General features: G+C 40.2%; 13 protein-coding genes and 1 tRNA gene. 13 read left to right on the forward strand and 1 reads right to left on the reverse strand.

What is annotated here, in order from left to right:
* Positions 1-8: 8 nt before the first annotated feature.
* The 8 genes from PL_RS24300 (at position 9) to PL_RS24335 (ending at position 11,669) form a co-directional block, all read left to right on the forward strand.
* The gene (locus PL_RS24300) at positions 9-956 is read left to right on the forward strand and encodes a hypothetical protein (protein WP_041878310.1); all 948 of its coding nucleotides are present in this window, start codon (positions 9-11) and stop codon (positions 954-956) included.
* A gap of 95 nt (positions 957-1,051) precedes the next feature.
* The gene (locus tag PL_RS24305; RefSeq protein ID WP_052496047.1) at positions 1,052-2,491 is read left to right on the forward strand and encodes a PP2C family protein-serine/threonine phosphatase; all 1,440 of its coding nucleotides are present in this window, start codon (positions 1,052-1,054) and stop codon (positions 2,489-2,491) included.
* A gap of 2 nt (positions 2,492-2,493) precedes the next feature.
* Complete coding sequence (locus PL_RS24310) at positions 2,494-6,447, forward strand: FtsW/RodA/SpoVE family cell cycle protein (protein ID WP_041878308.1); 3,954 nt, start codon at positions 2,494-2,496, stop codon at positions 6,445-6,447.
* 11 nt (positions 6,448-6,458) lie between these two features.
* Positions 6,459-7,250, forward strand: coding sequence for an FHA domain-containing protein (locus tag PL_RS24315; RefSeq protein ID WP_041878306.1), 792 nt, complete (start codon positions 6,459-6,461; stop codon positions 7,248-7,250).
* Between the two features lie 92 nt (positions 7,251-7,342).
* Positions 7,343-9,667, forward strand: coding sequence for a TonB-dependent receptor (locus PL_RS24320; protein ID WP_041878304.1), 2,325 nt, complete (start codon positions 7,343-7,345; stop codon positions 9,665-9,667).
* 1 nt (position 9,668) lies between these two features.
* Entirely contained in the window at positions 9,669-10,481 is an 813-nt protein-coding gene (locus tag PL_RS24325) for a DUF4249 family protein (RefSeq protein ID WP_052496046.1), read from the forward strand.
* Positions 10,482-10,530: 49 nt separating this feature from the next.
* Positions 10,531-11,208, forward strand: coding sequence for a hypothetical protein (locus PL_RS24330; protein WP_041878302.1), 678 nt, complete (start codon positions 10,531-10,533; stop codon positions 11,206-11,208).
* A gap of 152 nt (positions 11,209-11,360) precedes the next feature.
* The gene (locus tag PL_RS24335) at positions 11,361-11,669 is read left to right on the forward strand and encodes a hypothetical protein (protein ID WP_348620586.1); all 309 of its coding nucleotides are present in this window, start codon (positions 11,361-11,363) and stop codon (positions 11,667-11,669) included.
* Between the two features lie 38 nt (positions 11,670-11,707).
* On the opposite strand, the gene PL_RS24340 is transcribed toward PL_RS24335, so the two are convergent.
* The gene (locus PL_RS24340; RefSeq protein ID WP_052496115.1) at positions 11,708-15,094 is read right to left on the reverse strand and encodes a DEAD/DEAH box helicase; all 3,387 of its coding nucleotides are present in this window, start codon (positions 15,092-15,094) and stop codon (positions 11,708-11,710) included.
* Positions 15,095-15,272: 178 nt separating this feature from the next.
* Here PL_RS24340 and PL_RS24345 point away from each other — a divergent pair.
* From PL_RS24345 to PL_RS24365, 5 genes are all read left to right on the forward strand, one after another.
* Positions 15,273-15,343 (forward strand) — tRNA-Cys (locus PL_RS24345).
* Between the two features lie 646 nt (positions 15,344-15,989).
* Positions 15,990-16,517: an RNA polymerase sigma factor gene (locus tag PL_RS24350; RefSeq protein ID WP_041879484.1), complete on the forward strand. Its 528-nt coding sequence runs from the start codon at positions 15,990-15,992 to the stop codon at positions 16,515-16,517.
* A gap of 146 nt (positions 16,518-16,663) precedes the next feature.
* Positions 16,664-17,380 (forward strand): DUF1345 domain-containing protein, encoded by a 717-nt coding sequence (locus PL_RS24355; protein WP_041879481.1) that lies wholly within the window; start codon positions 16,664-16,666, stop codon positions 17,378-17,380.
* Positions 17,381-17,434: 54 nt separating this feature from the next.
* Positions 17,435-18,064, forward strand: a complete 630-nt coding sequence (locus PL_RS24360) for a DUF4142 domain-containing protein (RefSeq protein ID WP_052496114.1) — start codon at positions 17,435-17,437, stop codon at positions 18,062-18,064.
* Positions 18,065-18,080: 16 nt separating this feature from the next.
* The gene (locus tag PL_RS24365) at positions 18,081-18,974 is read left to right on the forward strand and encodes an SDR family oxidoreductase (protein ID WP_041879479.1); all 894 of its coding nucleotides are present in this window, start codon (positions 18,081-18,083) and stop codon (positions 18,972-18,974) included.
* The last annotated feature ends 183 nt before the right edge of the window (positions 18,975-19,157 follow it).

Raw genomic sequence — 19,157 nt, forward strand, 5'->3', positions numbered from 1 at the left:
GGAATAAAATGGCAGAAAAGTCAACTTTCTGGAAAAAAACGGGTCTGCAGGACTGGTTTCTTCCGACAGAAAAAAGTAAAGCAAAAAAAGCAGTCAAAGGTTTAACACCCGATGAAGTTTATAAATATATACTCGATAAATTCAAAGAATCTATAGGTCAGTTATCCTTTGCCAACCGTATCGTATTCTATCATGAATACATTATCTGTTTTAATGAAGAGGATTATAAAGAGTTTCTGGAACATAAACAGGGTTTGTTCGGAATCATTGTACATGAATCAGTAAACCAGTTTTATGAAGTTCTGAAAGAGTACCGTAAAATGGGTAAAACTGTTGAACCTTCAAGTTCCAAATGGGTTTTCAGGCTGGCTTCTCATCCTGATTATCAGCGTGGAGATAAAGGGTTTATTGGGAAATTACTGCCAGGAAGTACTAAAAAGGAAGAGAATTTAAGGGTTACTTTTATTCCGCGCCAAACCGGAATTGCAGAAACGCTGGATGTGAATCAGGATATTTTAAATGGTTTCACTTATTACAGTGAGGGGTATTATGAACTGCCTTATGCTATGGATCTGGAGAATGCACAACTGGTGAAACGCAAGTCTGATAAAGTACTGGCCCGCCTGGAAACGATTATGCCGGATCAGAATTTCAGAGGTAAAAAACTGGAGTACCTGATGACCAGTCCTGAAATAGTGGTTTCGGGTAAGGATGAAAACAGAAAGGAACCTCATATTTTTACTATTCCGTCCGACTGGGTGAATACACCGCATCTGACGATCAGATATAGTGAAGCTGAAGGTAAATTTTATCTGGCTTCCTTTGGTGAAAAAACTATGGTGAATGAAGTTGAAGTTTACCGCAGTGAGGTGAATGCTCCGGACTGGGTGGAGCTGCCTTTTAATTCAAAGATATTACTGAATGGTATCATCGGGATTAACATATTTAAACCTTAAATCCGGATGACTAATTATTTATCAGCCGGGCTGCTGGCTATAGGAATTTTGCTGCTGGTATGGCACTTTAGAGATATTAAAAAATCGCAGAAATAATGGCTGATCGTTTATTTGGAATTACTGATGCCGGTAAGGTAAGAGAGAATAATGAAGATGAATTCATTGCATATGAGGTAATGGATAACAAATTCATGATTGCGGGTGTGATTGATGGAGTTGGTGGCTATGCCGGTGGAGAAATTGCGGCGGCACTGACAAAAGAAGTTGTTTTAAGAGAACTGGCAACAGTTGAGCCGGATTTGATCAGTCAGTTGCTCAGGGTTTTTTATCTGGCTAATGAACAGATTATTACCCATAAGCAGGGCGATCTGGATCTGATGGATATGGCCTGTGTGGCGACGCTTGCGGTAGTAGACAGACAGCATAATTTGTTTCATTACATCCATGTTGGCGATACCAGGCTTTATCTGTTCAGAGATCATTCGCTGATTAAAATATCCCATGATCAGTCTTTTGTTGGTTTTCTGGAAGAATCAGGACGTTTAACAGAAGAAGCTGCGATGCAGCATCCCAAACGTAACCAGATTAATCAGGCCCTGGGACTGGCAAGCCGGCAGGGGATGACGGATGCTTATTTTGAAACCGGATCTTCCCCGTTTTTACCTGGCGATATGATGCTGATTTGCAGTGACGGATTAACGGATCTGGTAGATGCGGCGCTGATCACCGCGGTACTTAGTGGCTCAGAGAACCTGAGTGTCAAAGCTGAAAGACTGATAGAGGAGGCCAATCGTGCAGGGGGGAAAGATAATATCACCGTTGTACTGGCTAAAAATGATAAAGCGCCTGTGGTTTATGGAACTCCGGGAGGAGAAAAAGCTGCGAAAATTCAGCGGCCGGTTAGCTCTGCTTTAACTGAACCGGTAAAGGATACAGTTAAAACCACGCCTCAGCCATTCCAGCCTAAACAAAAGAGTACTAAAGGATTGATTTTTTTACTGTCTGCTTTATGTTTATTGTTTTTAGGAACTACTGTCTGGTTGTTTTTTTACCATACTGCTGAAGGAACAAAACTCAATCAGCCGGGGATAGCTCCGGTCACAGCATTAAAACCCGGCTTCAATGTACAGGAAAAAATGATCAGGGATACCTTGCTGAAACTAAAGGGAGATACACTTTTACTTGCTGATGTTGTGTTTAAAACACCTGTTCGTCTGAGTGCACCTTTAACTGTGGACAGGGATACACTCATCCTGAAAACCAAAGGGAATATTATATTTCAAAGTGACTCTGCCTATAAAGGGCCGGCGATAATCCTTTCTCCAAAATGTAAATACGTGAAGATAGATCAGCTAGTGCTGGAAAATTTTCAAACCGGAATAGTCTCGTATAACAATGCGCTGGATTTGAAAAATATACGCTTTAATAAAGTCAATCTTCCTGTACAGGTCGGTTTTGTATTCCAGGATCAGTTTTATGTAAATGGCAGGGTATCTAAACGCAGTTATGCAGCCGATTCGCTGGCTAAGAAATAATTATGGATAAAGGAAATACGGAAAATAAGGGAAGAAATCAGGAACGGCTGTTTTTAGGGCTGATTGCTGTTTTGCTGGTGATTTTATTCGTCCGGTTATTTGGCGTGCTGCAGGGGAGGATTAAAGATGTAGATCAGCGGCTGAAAGACGGAACGATAGTGAATTTAAATGCACCCGAACCTGCTAAAGCAGTAAAGGCATTACTGACCAGGGGTTATTACCTGGAAGATCCTCTGGATGTTGATATCATTGGCAATGCCATTGCTGCACAGGAAACAAAAGGATTGTCTTTCACCAATATCGGTGATCTGAATAAAAGAAAATTTAATGTAACTGCTGATGAAGCCTATACGAATGGTGGAGTGGCTTTTAAAAAGAGAGTGGTAGTATCGAGGTCATTACTTGGATTTACCGGGGATGATGAGGCTCGTTTTGTCCAGGAAAAAAATAATCCTCCGGTGATGTCAGCAATCAGCTCATTGGGAATGGGCAGCGGAAAAATTAAAGGTAAGGTAGAACATAAAGGAGAGGCTGTTGCTGGAGTTCTGGTCAGGTTATCAACTGTACTGCCTGCGGACAGTATTGATGCCAGATCATTTAAGGCTTATGCGCGTACGGATGCTGAGGGGCATTATGAGTTTAATCAGTTACCTGAAGAGAAAGCGTATGAAGTAATTCCTTTAAAACCAGGTGTTGAATTCGGACAGGTTAAAGGTGTACAGGAATTAAACGACTCCAAACAGCTGAATTTTAGTCAGGCGCCTCATGTCATCCGCCTGCTTTCCTCACGTGAATTTAATATGCTGAAGAATGATGGTGCTTTCATTGTACGTACACCGGAGCAGTTTAAATTCTGGTACCTGGCTGTTACAGGAGGGTTTTTTCTGGCTTTTATCATCATCCATTTATTGTTGTCTTTTAAATTTCCGGAAACAGATCAGCTCATCTTACCCTTGTTAATGTTACTTACAGGTTTGTCTTTTCTGACTTTACTGAGTTTGCAGGACCCGGTAAGAGATCGTTTTCTGGCAATTGATTCCTTATGGTTTTTATATACAGGAATTGCAGGTTTATGTGTTTTACTGTTTTTAAATCTCAAAAAATTTACTGCTGACTCGGGCTTTTACCGGTTTTTGATTTTTAAAGATCGTTCAGCTGCGAATGGATGGCCATGGATTGCTGCGGCTATCGCTCTGCTGGCTGGTACACTTTTGTTTGGTGCAGGGCCTGAAGGCAGCGGAGTAAAGGTGAATTTACTGGGGGTACAGCCGAGTGAGGTGGTTAAATATATTGTGGTGCTGTTTCTGGCAGGTTTCTTTGCGCAGAATGAACAGTTTATAGCCACTTATTCCAGCTGGAAAAAGAGGTGGTCATTTTTCTCTTTTGCACTGGCGGCAATCCTGTTTACCTTATTCCTGTTTTTACTGCTGGGTGATCTTGGCCCGGCCATAGTGATCTGTTTTACTTTTATCCTGTTATTCTCTTTCTCGAGAGGTGATTTTATGGAAATGGCAGCATTTGTTCTGCTCTATGTACTGGTTGCCTGGTTATTGGATAATGTATGGCTTGATGCTTTAATTACTTTTGCAGTTTTAGTCCTGTATCATGTTTTAAAACGGAAGTCAATGAGCGAGTCGGCGATTATGGCCCTGATTGTGATCACTGCCTTTTTAACGATTGATAAAATCCCATATCTGGATAAAATAGTTCCGGGGCCGGTAGCCAGATTATCAGACCGGAAAGCCATCTGGCAGGATGCCTGGAATAATGAAGTTTATGGTGGTGATCAGGTTGCAAATGGCCTGTGGGGAATAGCCACTGGCGGAATCAGCGGACAGGGCACCGGAAAAGGCTTTGCCAAAACTATTCCTGAGGCACATACAGACATGATTCTGCCGGCTATAGGTGAAGAGTTTGGCTGGACAGGGATTACCTGTATTTTCATTCTGTTTTTAATCTACCTGCATCGTTCGATAATTATAGGCCGGCGTACAGGCACACCTTTTCTTTTTTACATCTGTTCGGGTATAGGTATCTGTACTTTTATCCAGTTTCTGTTAATTGCAGGCGGATCTATAGGGGCTTTACCTTTATCTGGGGTATCTCTTCCTTTTGAGAGTTATGGGGGTTCTTCACTGGTGATTAATTTTGTGGCCGCCGGATTTCTGTTATCTGTTTCGTCGGTAAGGGGAACGGCTGTCCAGATGAAATATCTGACCGGGCAGCAGGATAAAAATCTGGTTCCTGCGTTAATTGCTGCCTGTGCGGCAATTCTGTTACTGGTTATTAATATATCCCGTTATAGCTTTAATACACCATTATGGATTGTTAAACCTGCTTTGGTTGCTGATAAGAGTGGAAGCAGAATGTTCAGCTATAATCCGCGGATCGGAATATTAATGAAAAAACTGGAAGCGGGAACAATATATGACCGTTCGGGACTGATTCTGGCTACAAGTAATCCTGAACTGGTAAAAAAACAGTTTCAGCAATTGCGTGAAGCCGGGGTTACTGATTATAACCTGGATTCTGCGATACACAAAAGGGTTACGCGCTATTATCCGTTTGAAGAACAGTTGTTTTTCTGGACAGGGGATGCTAATACTGGTGTATTCAGCGGCGGGATCAATGGCTATTTTGCAGAGTATGAACATGCAGCTGAGTTAAGAGGTTTTAAAATGCCGCTGACCAGTTATACGCTGATTGCTTCCCGTTATAAGGAAGATCGGTTTTTGCCCAGAGGGCCAAAGGAAATGACGGTGATTAAAAAGGATTATTCTGCACTGACATCTTTGTTGATTTCCGGTCTGGACAGTACTGAAATCAAAACTTTTAAAAAGCGCAACCGCGAGGTCAGACTGAGTGTGGATGCTGCTTTGCAAACCCATTTACAGACACGACTGGCAAATGATCCTCAATTGAGTAAAAACAGAGTCTCGGTAGTGGTGATGTCTTCGAAGACAGGAGATGTGCTGGCTTCTGCTGCCTTTCCTTTACCTCCGGTAAAAAACTGGGAACAGCTGACCATGAGTCTGGCGGATCAGAATAAACTGGATTCCTGGACCACAACAGCTGATCCGGGTTTTGCAATTGCGACACAGCCGGGTTCTACAGCTAAACTACTGACTGCGATGGCAGGTTTTAATAAACTCGGGCTTGCGGCTGCACAACAGACTTACCTGGTTAAAGCCAACGAGCGGATACGTACCCGTGGTGCTGAACCCGATGAGACCGGTCAGATTGATATGGAACAGGCTATTGTGAAATCGAACAATGTTTATTTTATCAAATTGGCTAATCAGCAGCATTTACAGGAACAAATGGGGGACCTTTATTTGAAAACCGGCATGTTCCTGCATGGAGTTGGCGGTTACTTTTATGGTCGTAAACAGGTGAATGAGGAACAGGAAAAACGCTGGTTCGATTTATGGAAAAGAACAGAGTTCAACAGCGGTTATAATCCGGATAATATTTACAGAAACAGGGCAACCGGGATTTCCGGAATGGCCTGGGGACAGGGTGAACTGATTGCTACACCTGCGGCAGTTGCCCGTCTGGGATCAGCTATTGCTAATAGGGGTATTTTAGTACCCAACCGTTATGTATTGAAGTTAAGTGATTCTACGATAAAGGAAAAACAGGGGGTGGTTCTGGCCAAAGATCCTGCTGCAGCTGCGCTGTTAAAACAGTATATGATTGAACAGAGTGCACGTAAGGCTGGTGTATTTGGCATTGCTGTAGCCGGTAAAACGGGTACACCTGAAAGAATTGTTAAAAAGAAAAAGGTAAATGATGGCTGGTATGTCTTTTTTGCACCAGATGGAAAGGGCCAGGGTTATACTGTGGTTTGTATCCGGGTGGAATCTGCCAGGGGATCCTCTGAAGCAGTAAGAGTAGCTGGCGAAACAGTGATTCCTTTGCTGGTGAGCAAAGGATATATGAGAAGCATAAATTAAAAAATACAGGGATGTTTGATTTTTTTAAAAAGAATAAAACGGATGATCCGTTGGATGCCAAGAGTTTAAGAGAAGTAATGCTGCAAATGATTAAAGAAGAATTGCAGCAGCTGGATGGCGGGGAAGGCACACATTTGAAAAAAATGCAGCTTTTTGTGAATGCCGGTGCAGAAGAATTATTTGTCTATGAAACTGCTTTATACAGTGCTGCTCCGGAGAAGCTGAAGGAAGAGATACAGCGTATTGCGGATAATTTTGCACTGGACCTGCCGGCAGACTGGCAGCTGGAGGTTCTTTATGTGGATGAATTACCGGCCGGTGTTATCCGCAGTAAAGAGATTAAACTGGGATTGCTGCTGAAAAATACGCCACAGGCAGTTGCTGCTCAGACGGGAACGACGGCCATGTTAAAGGTCATTACCGGTAAGGCAGAACAGGAACAATATGTCCTGAAGCCTGGTACAAACCGGATAAATATTGGCCGGGAAAGTAGTGTGCAGGGAGCCGATGGAAGTTACAGAATAAATAATATTGCTTTTTTAGCAGAAGAACTGGACAGTAATAAATATATCAGCAGACAGCACGCACATCTGGAATGGGATAAAGAGCAGCTCTGTTTTAAATTATATGCGGACGAAGGTGGGGTTCCTCCGGGAAACAAAACCAAAATCAGAACGGCATCGGATGATAGTACGCATAAATTAAATTCAACACAAATCGGTTATATTTTGAAAGAAGGGGATCAGATTATTTTGGCTGATGTAGCTGTGATTGAATTTACAACGCGCTGGAAAGGTGTTTAAGCAAGATGATAATATAAAACTTAAAATTTAACATATACTACATACAATTTTATTTAGTTTAGCACGTATATCTAGAAAAGCTACAAAATTACATGAAGATAAAAATACTCTGCCTGATACCCTTACTGATTTTTCTGACCATATTTAAAATCAATGCGCAAACTAAATACACAATCAGCGGATATGTTAAAGACTCCCGAACGGGAGAACAGCTGATTGGTACAACTATTAAAGTGGAGGGAGCAGTAAATCTGTCCACCAGTTCTAATGAATACGGATTCTTTTCACTGACCACACCAGCCGGCAGTTATAAATTACTGATTGGTTCTGTAGGCTACAACATCGATAGCAGAACTATCAGCCTGGAAAAAAATATGCAGCTTAAGATTGCACTGGTTCCGCAGGATAATAATCTTTCGGAAGTTGTGATTTCCGGCGCTGCGAGAGATGAGCATGTCAGCTCTGCAAAAATGGGAGTTGAAAAGCTCAGCATGAAAGAGATTGACAGGGTTCCGGTACTTTTTGGTGAAAGAGATCTGGTTAAGGTGGTACAGCTTTTACCCGGCGTAAAATCAGCTGGTGAAGGAAACAGTGGTTTCTTTGTCAGAGGAGGGGCTGCGGATCAGAATCTTATTTTACTGGATGAGGCTGTGGTTTATAATCCTTCGCATTTACTGGGTTTCTTTTCTACTTTTAATTCTGATGCGATTAAGGATGTAACCCTTTATAAGGGAAACACACCTGCACAGTATGGCGGCCGTCTTTCTTCAGTGATGGACGTAAAAATGAATGATGGAAATAACCAGAAATTTAGTGTAAATGGTGGAATCGGAATTATTGCTTCGAGATTAACCCTTGAAGGCCCTATTGTGAAAAATAAAGGTTCATTTTTAATCAGTGCCAGAAGAACTTATGTGGATGCTTTTTTAAAAGCCAGCAGTGATACGGTGATTAAAAAGAGTGCGCTTTATTTTTATGATCTGAATCTGAAAGCTAATTATCAGTTTGGTGAAAATGATAAGGTGTATCTGTCTGGTTATCTTGGACAGGATAAACTCGGACTGGGTGGCTTATTTGGTCTGGACTGGGGAAATAAAACGGGTACTTTAAGATGGAATCACCAGTTTAGCCCTAAATTATTTTCAAATACTTCACTGATCTATAGTGATTACCGCTATAATATTGATCTGACTAATTCTACTTCTTTTAATGGTTCGATCACTTCGCAGATCAAGGACTGGAATCTGAAAGAGGAATTCAGCTTTTATCCGAATGCGAATAATACCTGGAAAATGGGGCTGAATTCGGCTTATCATACCATCAAACCTGGTCAGTATAGCGGTGATTTTACGCTGGACAGCCAGCCATTTACGCATAGCTGGGAAAATTCGGCTTATGTAAATAATGAATGGAAGGCATCTGACCGGCTTAAAATAGAATATGGACTGCGTCTGAGTGCTTTCTCTGTATTGGGTGGTGATAATAATTTCTATAATCTGGATGCTTCGGGAGCAATCGTGGATACGCTTCATTATGCGAAGGGCAAAATTGTGAAGACTTATCTGAATCTTGAACCCCGCTTTTCTGCGGCCTATCAGTTAAATACAGTCTCTTCGATGAAAGTAGCTTTTGCGAGAAATACGCAGTCGCTTCATCAATTGTCTAATTCAGCTACCAGCAGTCCGACAGATAAATGGGTGGCAACGAATAATATTATCAAACCTGAAACCTCAGATCAGGTTTCTCTGGGATATTTCCGGAATCTGAAAGACAATGCCTATGAGTTTAGCGCAGAGACGTATTATAAGGTCATGAACAACCAGGTAGACTACAGGGATGGTGCCAATATCAGAAGTAACGACGCAATTGAGCCCCAGCTTTTATTTGGTAAGGGAAGAGCTTACGGAATTGAATTGCTGCTGCGTAAAAAGACTGGTCGTCTTACCGGATGGATTGGTTATACTTTATCGCGTTCAGAGAAAATGATTGATGGGATCAATGACGGGGAATGGTATGCTGCAAGACAGGATCGTACGCATGATATTTCTATCGTAGGTATGTATGAAGTGAATAAAAAATGGTCACTTTCTGCAACTTTCGTTTATTATACGGGGAATGCAGTTTCTTTCCCAAGCGGAAAATATTATACGGATAATCAGGTGGTTTTTCTGTATACCAAACGGAATGCTTACAGAATGCCGGCTTATCACAGACTGGATCTGAGTGCTACCTGCAAACTAAGAGAGCGTAAACATTTCTCTTCTGAGCTGGCATTTGGTCTTTATAATGCTTACGGACGTGAAAATGCTTATGCAATTACTTTCCGTGATAATCCGGATGATCGTTCCCGTACACAGGCGGTACAAACTTCTTTATTCAGATTTGTGCCTTCAATTTCTTACAACTTTAAATTTTAAAATGATGAAACGCAGTATTAGTGTTTTCTGTTTAGTGATATTGGCAGGTTTATTTAGCGCCTGTGAAAAGGTTATTGATGTTAAACTGGATAGCGCAGCTACCAGAATAGTAATTGAAGGGCAGATTACTGCTAATGCAGGACCTTATAAGGTGAGTGTCTCTGAGTCGAAAGACTTTGACGGGGATAATAGTTTCCCGGCCCGTAATGATGCAATTGTTGAAATTAAAGATATGACTTCGGGGGTTAGCGAAACGCTGGTGAATAAGAGCGCAGGTGTTTATGAAACAAGTTCAATGCAGGGAGTTGGTGGTCATACTTACCAGATGACGGTCAGGTTAAGTGGTAAAACTTATATCGCAACGTCTACCATGCCGTTAAAGGCAATCAAAGTGGATAAGCTTTATGCGAAACGTTTTGACCTGGACGCTGATAAGATTTTTATGGTGCCTGAATATACTGATCCTGTTGGTAAGGGTAATTATTACCGGATCAGACAATGGGTAAATAATGTTTTGGTGAAAGGTTCTTTTGTGAGAGATGATGATGCAACTGATGGCAGAACTTATAATAACCAGCTTTATTATGAAACGGATGCAAAGTTTGGAAACCCGCTGATTAATAATGGTGACCTGATGACAGTTGAACTGCAGTGTATTGATAAGGGAGCTTATACTTATTACAGGACACTGAATACAACTACGGGTCAGGAGGGGGATACGCCTGCAAATCCGATCAGCAATATTTCTGGTGGCGCTTTAGGAGTGTTTAATGCTTGTCAGTCTACCAATATAACTTCTATAGCTAAATTTTAATTGTAATTTCGCAGCACAGACTAATGTCTGTTATTATAATTGTAAAGAAATGGATAAGTCTGAAGTTGAACAGGTATTAATCACAGTGAAGTCGGGAACGGAAGAAGCACTGAATATAAAAATTTATAAGAATGGAATTCTTGCCCGCAGAGGCTGCGGAGGATTACCGGGAGTTAAAATCTCGGGGATGAGCTTTACTGGTGATTCTGTTTATTTTGATAAACTGATGAACAGTGTCTCTCAGCAGGTGCTTGACCAGAATGTGAACCATGAGGAAAAAATTATCACGGGTTCACTGGAATATCTGGTCGCTTTTTATGGGGTAAGCAGTAATGGTGATAAAGGGGAAAGAGCGGAATGGACCAAGTCTTCTGCACTGAGGTTTTTTATGGATGAAGGTACAAGCTTCAGACATAATTTACTGGGTTTTGTTGACGGATTGGCCATTGAAGCAATGAAACTGACAGATTCATGGTACTTTGATATCATGATGGCAGGACTGGAAAAAATGAAGTCGAAATCACTGCCGGAACAGACACTGGCCACATCTCCGAAAACTGAAGAAGCCCTGCAACAGGATTTTCAAAATTATTTTGAACAGGTAAGTAAGAAGGATCTGGCAGGTTTTGCTGAGGGAAAGGTTTATGAGAGTGAAAGTGGGGTGGGACACAGGTTGAGTTTTGTGGGGGATGACAAGTCGATTACCTACAAGTTTACCGTCTCTTAGTTCAAGGGGAAATAAAAAAAACCACTACCCTGTTTCAGTCGACGTTCATTTAAAAATGAACAATGCCTGAAACAGGGTAGTGGTTTTTTTTTATTTCTCTAAACTGGCGATTTGGTGGATTTGCTGGTTTGCTATTTGGTTTACTTGTTGGATTGTTATTTGGTTTACTTGTTGATTTGCTATTTGGTTTACTTGTTGGTTTGCTATTTGGTTTACTTGTTGGTTTGCTATTTGGTTTACTTGCTGATTTGCTATTTGGTTTACTTGTTGGTTTGCTATTTGGTTTACTTGCTGATTTGCTATTTGGTTTACTTGTTGGTTTGCTATTTGGTTTACTTGTTGGATTGTTATTTGGTTTAATTGCTGGTTTGCTATTTGGTTTACTTGTTGATTTGCTATTTGGTCAGCTATTTGACGAAGCATGGTGGGCTAACCATTGGCTTGTTTACCGGATTGCTTAATGATCATAGATGATGATTTTTGAATAGCTTCTTTTTGATTAACTGAAAAGCTCAATCAGATCGCTTTTTGAAAGGGACTTCAACAGGGAGGTATCGGTCTTGATGATGTCGCTAACCAACCCTCGTTTTGTTTCCTGAAGCTTCATGATCTTTTCCTCAATAGTATCAGGACAGATTAATCTGATAGCTACGACGTTTTTTTTCTGACCGATACGATAACATCGGTCGATAGCCTGGTTCTCTACAGCTGGGTTCCACCAGGGATCTACCAGGTATACGTAATCGGCTTCGGTTAGATTCAGACCGGTTCCGCCAGCCTTTAAGCTGATCAGGAAAATGCGGATGTTCTCGTTTTTCTGAAAGCTCTCTACACGCTTTTCCCGGTTCGTAGTTTTACCGCTCAGGTATTCAAAAGGGATATCCTTATGCTCCAGTTCCTTTTTAATCAGGTCAAGCATAGAGACAAACTGAGAGAATATCAGGATCTTATGCTGCGGGGCATGACTATCTATCTCTTCCATCAGGGTAGCAATCTTAGAAGAGCTCGCCGCATGAAGAAGATTATCGTTAAGCAACGCCGGTGAGTTACAGATCTGTCTGAGCTGGGTAAGGCCCTTCAGGATATGTAAGGTATGACTCTCCGAATGCTCATCTTTCCCGGACTGAAGAAATTGCTTATACTCTTCCCGGCAGGCATCATATGCTTTTTTCTGGGCAGTCCCCATCTCACAGTAAATGACCATTTCTGTTTTGTCCGGAAGCTCTGTGGCAACTTCTTTTTTCGTTCTGCGCAGGATAAAAGGACTTACCTTTTTTCTGAGATTTTTAGCTGCTTTTGTATCCTTGAATTTATCTATCGGTGAAGAATATTGTTCTCTGAAATGTTGTTTGCTGCCAAGTAATCCCGGACAGGCAAAGGAAAGCTGGCCATAGAGGTCAAAGGTATTATTCTCTATCGGCGTACCGGTAATGGCAATCTTATTCCTCGACTGTAAAAGACGTACTGCATTGTAACGTAAGGAGTCAGGATTTTTTATCGTTTGTGACTCATCAAGGAAAATATAATTAAAGAAGTATTTCTTCAGCCACGCTATATCGTAAAGTAAGGTGCCATAGGAAGTAAGGATAATCTCATAACCACTAAAGTCTTCATGATCTTTTATTCTGTCCGCACCGTAAATGGTGTGTACTTTAATATCGGGCGCAAATCTGGCTATTTCGGCCTGCCAGTTAAAGATCAGGGTAGTGGGTACAACAATAAGATTGGTATTCTGCTTTGTCTTTTCACGCTGCGAAAGGATAAATGCTATAATCTGAATGGTTTTCCCAAGCCCCATGTCATCGGCAAGACAACCTCCGAAATTAAATTCATCCAGAAAATTTAACCAGTTAAGCCCCTCTTTCTGATAATCACGAAGGGTCGCGTTTAAGGCTGCAGGAACTTCTACTTTTTCAATGTTCTTAAAATCTGCTATTTTAGCTTTATAGGCAGATAACTCGAGTTTTACAGCCGCTGAGAGGATTTCCTCCTGGTACAGGTCCGTAATCTCCGTAAAGTTTACTCTCGGGGTACGGACTGACTCATCCACAACCTCCCCGGCATTGAAATATTTGGTCAGCCGGTCTATCCATTCCTGCGGCAGTATACCCATGGTACCATCACCAAGTTTGACAAATTTACTTTTATTCCTTATGGACCTGTGCAGATGTTTAAGCGGAACGTGCTGCTTACCAAAGGTAACTTCAAAAGTCGTGTCAAACCAGTTTAATCCACTGTTTACTGCGATATTGATTTTTGCTTTGTTTGGGTTGATATTATTGTTTTTGAGTTGATTGAAACCCAATACGGTTATGTCCTGCTGATGCCATTCTTCAAAGGCTGCCAAAAACCAGCCTTCATTGAGGAAACGTTTTCTATGGAGGTAAAAACAGTCTTTGTCCAGCTGCTCTTCAAAGTGTGGGTGCTGTCTGCTCAGAGAGGACAGAAACTGAAGCTCTGTTGCTGTATCCCGGGTTACCGTAAATACATTACCGGCATGATCTGCAGCGTGGATCTGTTTCCTGGACAATACCGGAACTTCAACTGCACCATATCTCATCACTGGTGTAATCAGTACATAATTTTCAGAATCAGACAGATAAATGATTTTTTCTGTTGACTGATCAAAATGGGTCTCCTTTAACTGTTCATGGGTCGCTGGTTTCAAATAGGAATAGTTAATATGGATCTTATTCTCCAGCTTAGAAAGAATGTCTTCTTTGAATTCACCAAATTTAGACTCATGGATAACCAGGTGATTATTATTCTGCCGGAAAAAATCAACTACTTTGATAAAATCTGGATTGTCAATGAGATACATTGTACCGTTGTAAAAGATGAAATAGCTGAATTTGATATTCAGTAACTTCAAATCATAAGTTTTTTCTTCTAAAATAAGCTCGCCGGAAATGGTATAAAAACCATTGGTCAGATTAACAGCGAGACGAATGTCTATATGCAGGTTTTTAAGCTGTACCGGGATAATTGAACTGACAGTCAGGTTAGGTGAAATATTCGGGTCATGATAAAAGACGTCGAGGTTAAGCGGGTTTTTTACTAGTGCTTTTAATCCGTTAATATCGGCATCTGCCTGCGCAGTTTCGTAATTTTGCTGGAACCGGGAAACCGCGGTAAAGAATTTCAATTCTTCAGGTTTCTCTGTTGCCCAGATATAATCCATCGCATTTAACTGATTCAGCGGATTTCTTATTTTACCTGTACTGGTTAAGGCACAGGCTAAAAAATCGGCCTGAAAATGCGAATAATAACGATGTTGCTTTAAGACCAGGATTTTTTTGATTCCGTCTTCCTGGCTATAGTGCTTTAAAAACGGGAGAGCTGTTTTGGGCAAAAGAAACTCTTTCAGGAGCTCGTTTCTCTCTTTGGTAACAGGCAAAAGATCTTTGATCACTGGTGTGATTTCAAAACTTTTATTGCCGTATTCAATGATAAATAAGTCATCCGGACTTTCATTCTCCAAACCATAGGCCACTGCAAATGATCTTATCTTCTCATGTCTTAGTCTGCTGTCAAAAAATACACGGAGTTCGGGACGTTCAACGATATTAAATAAAACCTGCATCTGATGTTCACACAATCTATTTTTACCGGCAACGCAGCGACAGGACAAAATCAGATCGTTTTGATGCAGACGAATATCCACCTGCGGAAACTTAATGGAACTGTTATGCTGCTCAAAAGAGGCATAACCTATAGAAATATGCTGAGGTATTAAATTAAAATAACCCGGAGCTGTAATATCGGCCGGACCTGAACTGTGTTTTAATATAAAAACGGTATTGAACTGAGCTGGTTCGAAATCACTGATTATATAGGTGTCAGGTGCGTTTTTAGCAGTTTCAAATAGGTTTGGGATGTCAGCCATAGTGAGATGGCTAAAGATACTTCTTTCCACTGAATGACTAAAATAAGAGAAAGAATAAAAATATTTAAAATAAATACTACTATTTCAGTAGACATTATTATATTTGCTGTCAGTAACAAAGTTCTGAACGAAATTATTAGAGAAAAACAAGCTGGAAAAGCTTTTCTCGCAGAAAAGTAGTCATGTGGCCGAGTGGTTAGGTGTGGGTCTGCAAAACCTTTAACGGCGGTTCGAATCCGCCCATGACGTCAATTGTAATGTTAAGCATTACGCTGGTACTTGATTTTGGTTAGATCTAAGTTTTGTTTTGTTGATACTCCAGGTTGGATGACCTGGAGTATCTTAGTTTAGAGGGGAGGGGTAATAGCTTTTGTTTTTATTCAATCCGTATTATCACTGCTAAAACGAAATAATTAAACCGGCCATATGTCAATGTTTGTGTAAGTAAAGAAGTCGTTGGCGTAATAATATTTTAAGATCAAATAGTCTTTCATACATTTAGCGTTAAGCTCGGTTAATCAAGTTGGTCATTACTTCTTGCATTCAATCTTGCTCTCAAATTGGTGTGTTTGATATACTAAAGGGGAATCTCGGTTCCCCTTTAGTTATTTACAGGAATTCCCGTTTCTCTTTATCCTGATTTGCTCATCACCCGGAATACTAAATCATTATATCCTCATTTTGTTTATGATTTTATGCAATAAGGAAAGAATTGTGTATGCATTTGGGGACATTTGTCTTTATTGTGTTAATTTCTAAATACAACATATATATGTGTTTTTTGAAATTAATTCCCTTAATGAGCTATTGTTAAACGGATTTCCGATAAATTAGACACTTTTATGGTATGCACTTTGAGATTGTGTTTATGTAAAACCAGAAAAAAATAAACAATATGAGTAGCAACGATTTTAATCTTCGACTTTATAGTTTCAAGGATTCTTTACAGTCATTCGCTATTTCTTTTACCCGGGATTTAGATGATGCTAATGACCTGGTACAGGATACAATGTTAAAAGCTATTAATTACTCCAGTCATTTTAAGGAAGGAACAAATTTCAAAGCCTGGTTGTTCACTATAATGAAAAATACCTTCATTAATAACTACCGCAGGGCTACAAGAACCAATTTAATTATGTCTGTAACAGATGAAATTACTTCAGATAAGTTGCACTATAGTGCATCGGTAAATGACGGTAACGGTAAATTTATTATGGAAGATGTTCATAAAGCACTTTCGAAATTACAACCTGAATATTATACTCCATTTTTAAAGTACTTTGAAGGATTTAAATACCATGAAATTGCAGATCAGTTAAAAATCCCGATCGGAACTGTCAAAACAAGAATACATATCGCCAGACAACTATTGAAAAAGAGTCTGAAAATGTATAATGATAACTTTATGCAAAAAGATCTTTAAAATCAGGAGGTTATAAAGAAAAGCGCGGATTTGTTATAGTCTCTCGATTATTGATGTTGTGTGAATAAAAGCAGCTACTCCTTTGCTGCTTTTATTTTTAATTTGATTACAATTGTGTATTCATTTTAAACTCGTTTATCCTCTCTATGAAATTATCAAGGGTTGATGCTCATCATAAACTGAGCCTTTCATTAATTGTTGCATTACTGATTTTTGGGCTTTGTTATGGAAAAATGGCTGCCTCTACACAATTTATTCTGGTATGGATCGGTTATGCCATGACCCAGCTGGGACTTTCGTGGGCAACTATATTTTATGTGCACCCGATTGAAATGAAGAAGGTCTCTAAAGTGCAGGATAATAACCGTACACTGATATTTATTTTTGTACTTGTTGCTGCGCTTATGAGTCTTTTTGTGGTTATTATTCTATTGAAATCAACGCAGCATCTTACAGGTAATGCGCTCAGTTTACATATTCTTTTATCTGTTTTGGCGGTAATGTGTGCCTGGGCACTGGTTCATACTATATTTGTATTCCGGTATGCTCATTTATATTATGAGTCTAAGGAGAAATCAGCTGCAGGTGATGATCTGAAAAAATCAGGAACGGCTGAAGAAAAAGAAAATGTCCGCTCAAAGTACAAGGAAGGTCTGGAATTCCCGGAAGAAAAGACACCTGATTATCTGGATTTTACTTATTTTTCATTTGTAATCGGAATGACTTTCCAGGTTTCGGATGTGGAGATAAGCTCAAGAAGAATCCGCCGGCTTGCATTAATACACAGCCTGGTTTCATTTGCTTTCAATACGGTAATTGTAGCATTGAGTATCAATATCATCTCCGGACTGATGACGAAATAATAAAAACCATTTACCGGAACACTTGTTAAATCGTGGAAATCAAAATTTACTGCGATGAATTACAGGAAAATAATAATCTTTCCGGCCTGTATAATAATCTGGCTGCTGGCTTGTAACCGAGCTGCAAAAACCGGAAATCCCGGCGTCACAACTATTTCTGCAGATACATCTTTGGGAGTATTATCTGGAGCACATGAGACTAATGCTGCTAAGCTTAAACCCGAAGAAGCTGTTTTTGTAGAAAAGGTTAATGCAGGTGGCCTGATGAATATCGAAGCCGGCAGGCTGACTCTTCAAAGGACAAAGAATCCTTTGGTAAAGGAGTTTGCTGAGCGTATGGTTAAAGATCATATGCAAATAAATACTGAACTTACCACACTGGCTGCCGGTCTGGGAATTAAATTGCCGGATGCTCTTCCTGCTGCCGAACGAAGTCAGATTACCGGGCTTAAACAGATTTCAGGTATTAATTATGATCAGAATTATATGCATATGATGACCGGTAATCATGCAAAAGCTCTTGATTTATTTAATGGCGCAACCAGATTTGATAATTCTGTGTTGACTGCTTTTGCCATAAAAACACTTCCGGCAATAGAGAAAATTAATAAGTGGGCTATTACGACAGATTCGCTGGTAAAAGCAAAAATACAGGCTCCAAAAAGTGAAAATATTTATAGATAAATTAATTATTTCAATTATGGAAAATCAAATCTTAACGGCAAATCCACATACTAAGTATCCTCGTCCTCCATTTCCAAAACAAATGCAGGAAACTCCGGGTACAGAAGTATCAATGCAGCCGAAAGCTGATCATGGTGAGATGTCTTATAAAGGGACTGGAAAGCTGACAGGGAAGAAAGCGATTATAACGGGAGGCGATTCTGGTATAGGAAAGGCCACTGCAATTGCATTTGCAAGGGAGGGCGCGGATGTATTGATTAGTTATCTGGATGATGTGGAAGATACGGATGCAGAAAATACTGCAGAATTAGTCAGACAAAGTGGAAGAAGGGCGGTTTTGGCTAAAGGCGATTTAAAGGAGGAATCACACTGTAAATATATTGTTGAACTTGCTGTAGCTGAATTCGGGCAGATTGATATACTGGTGAATAATGCTGCTTTTCAAATGGGGCGCAAAAAGCTGGAAGAGATTCCTTCTGACGAATGGAATATTACTTTCGATACTAATATTACACCCATGTTTTATCTGTGTAAATATGCTGTACCCTATATGAAACCCGGTAGTAGTATCATTAATACTACTTCTGTGAATGCTTATTCGCCAAGTTTAGTTCTTTTACCTTATGCGGCAACAAAAGCCGCTATTCAAAATTTCACGGCTAATTTAAGTCAGATTCTGCTGGAACAAGATAAAGGCATAAGGGTGAACGCGGTTGCTCCAGGACCAATCTGGACACCGCTGATCCCTTCGACTATGCCGGATATTGAAAAATTTGGTGCTGATACGCCAATGGGCAGGCCGGGACAACCAGCTGAAGTTGCTCCTGCTTATGTCTTTTTAGCTTCAGATGAAGCAAGTTATATAGCCGGTGCAACTATCCCGGTAACTGGTGGAAGAATCACTATCTGACACATTTTTCTGATAAAACGCTGAAATTCTCCGGAATCAGTTCCGGAGAATCTTTTTTTTTCTGTGAAAAATAATTTGCACAGCGTGTTCGTTTTTAAATGGTTTTATTAATTAGAATACAATATGGTGTTAATTCGTGTTTTTAATAAATTAATAGTTAACTGATTTTTGTTTTTATTCGAA

Origin of the sequence: Pedobacter lusitanus (assembly GCF_040026395.1) — a bacterium.
Classification (GTDB): Bacteria; Bacteroidota; Bacteroidia; order Sphingobacteriales; family Sphingobacteriaceae; genus Pedobacter; species Pedobacter lusitanus.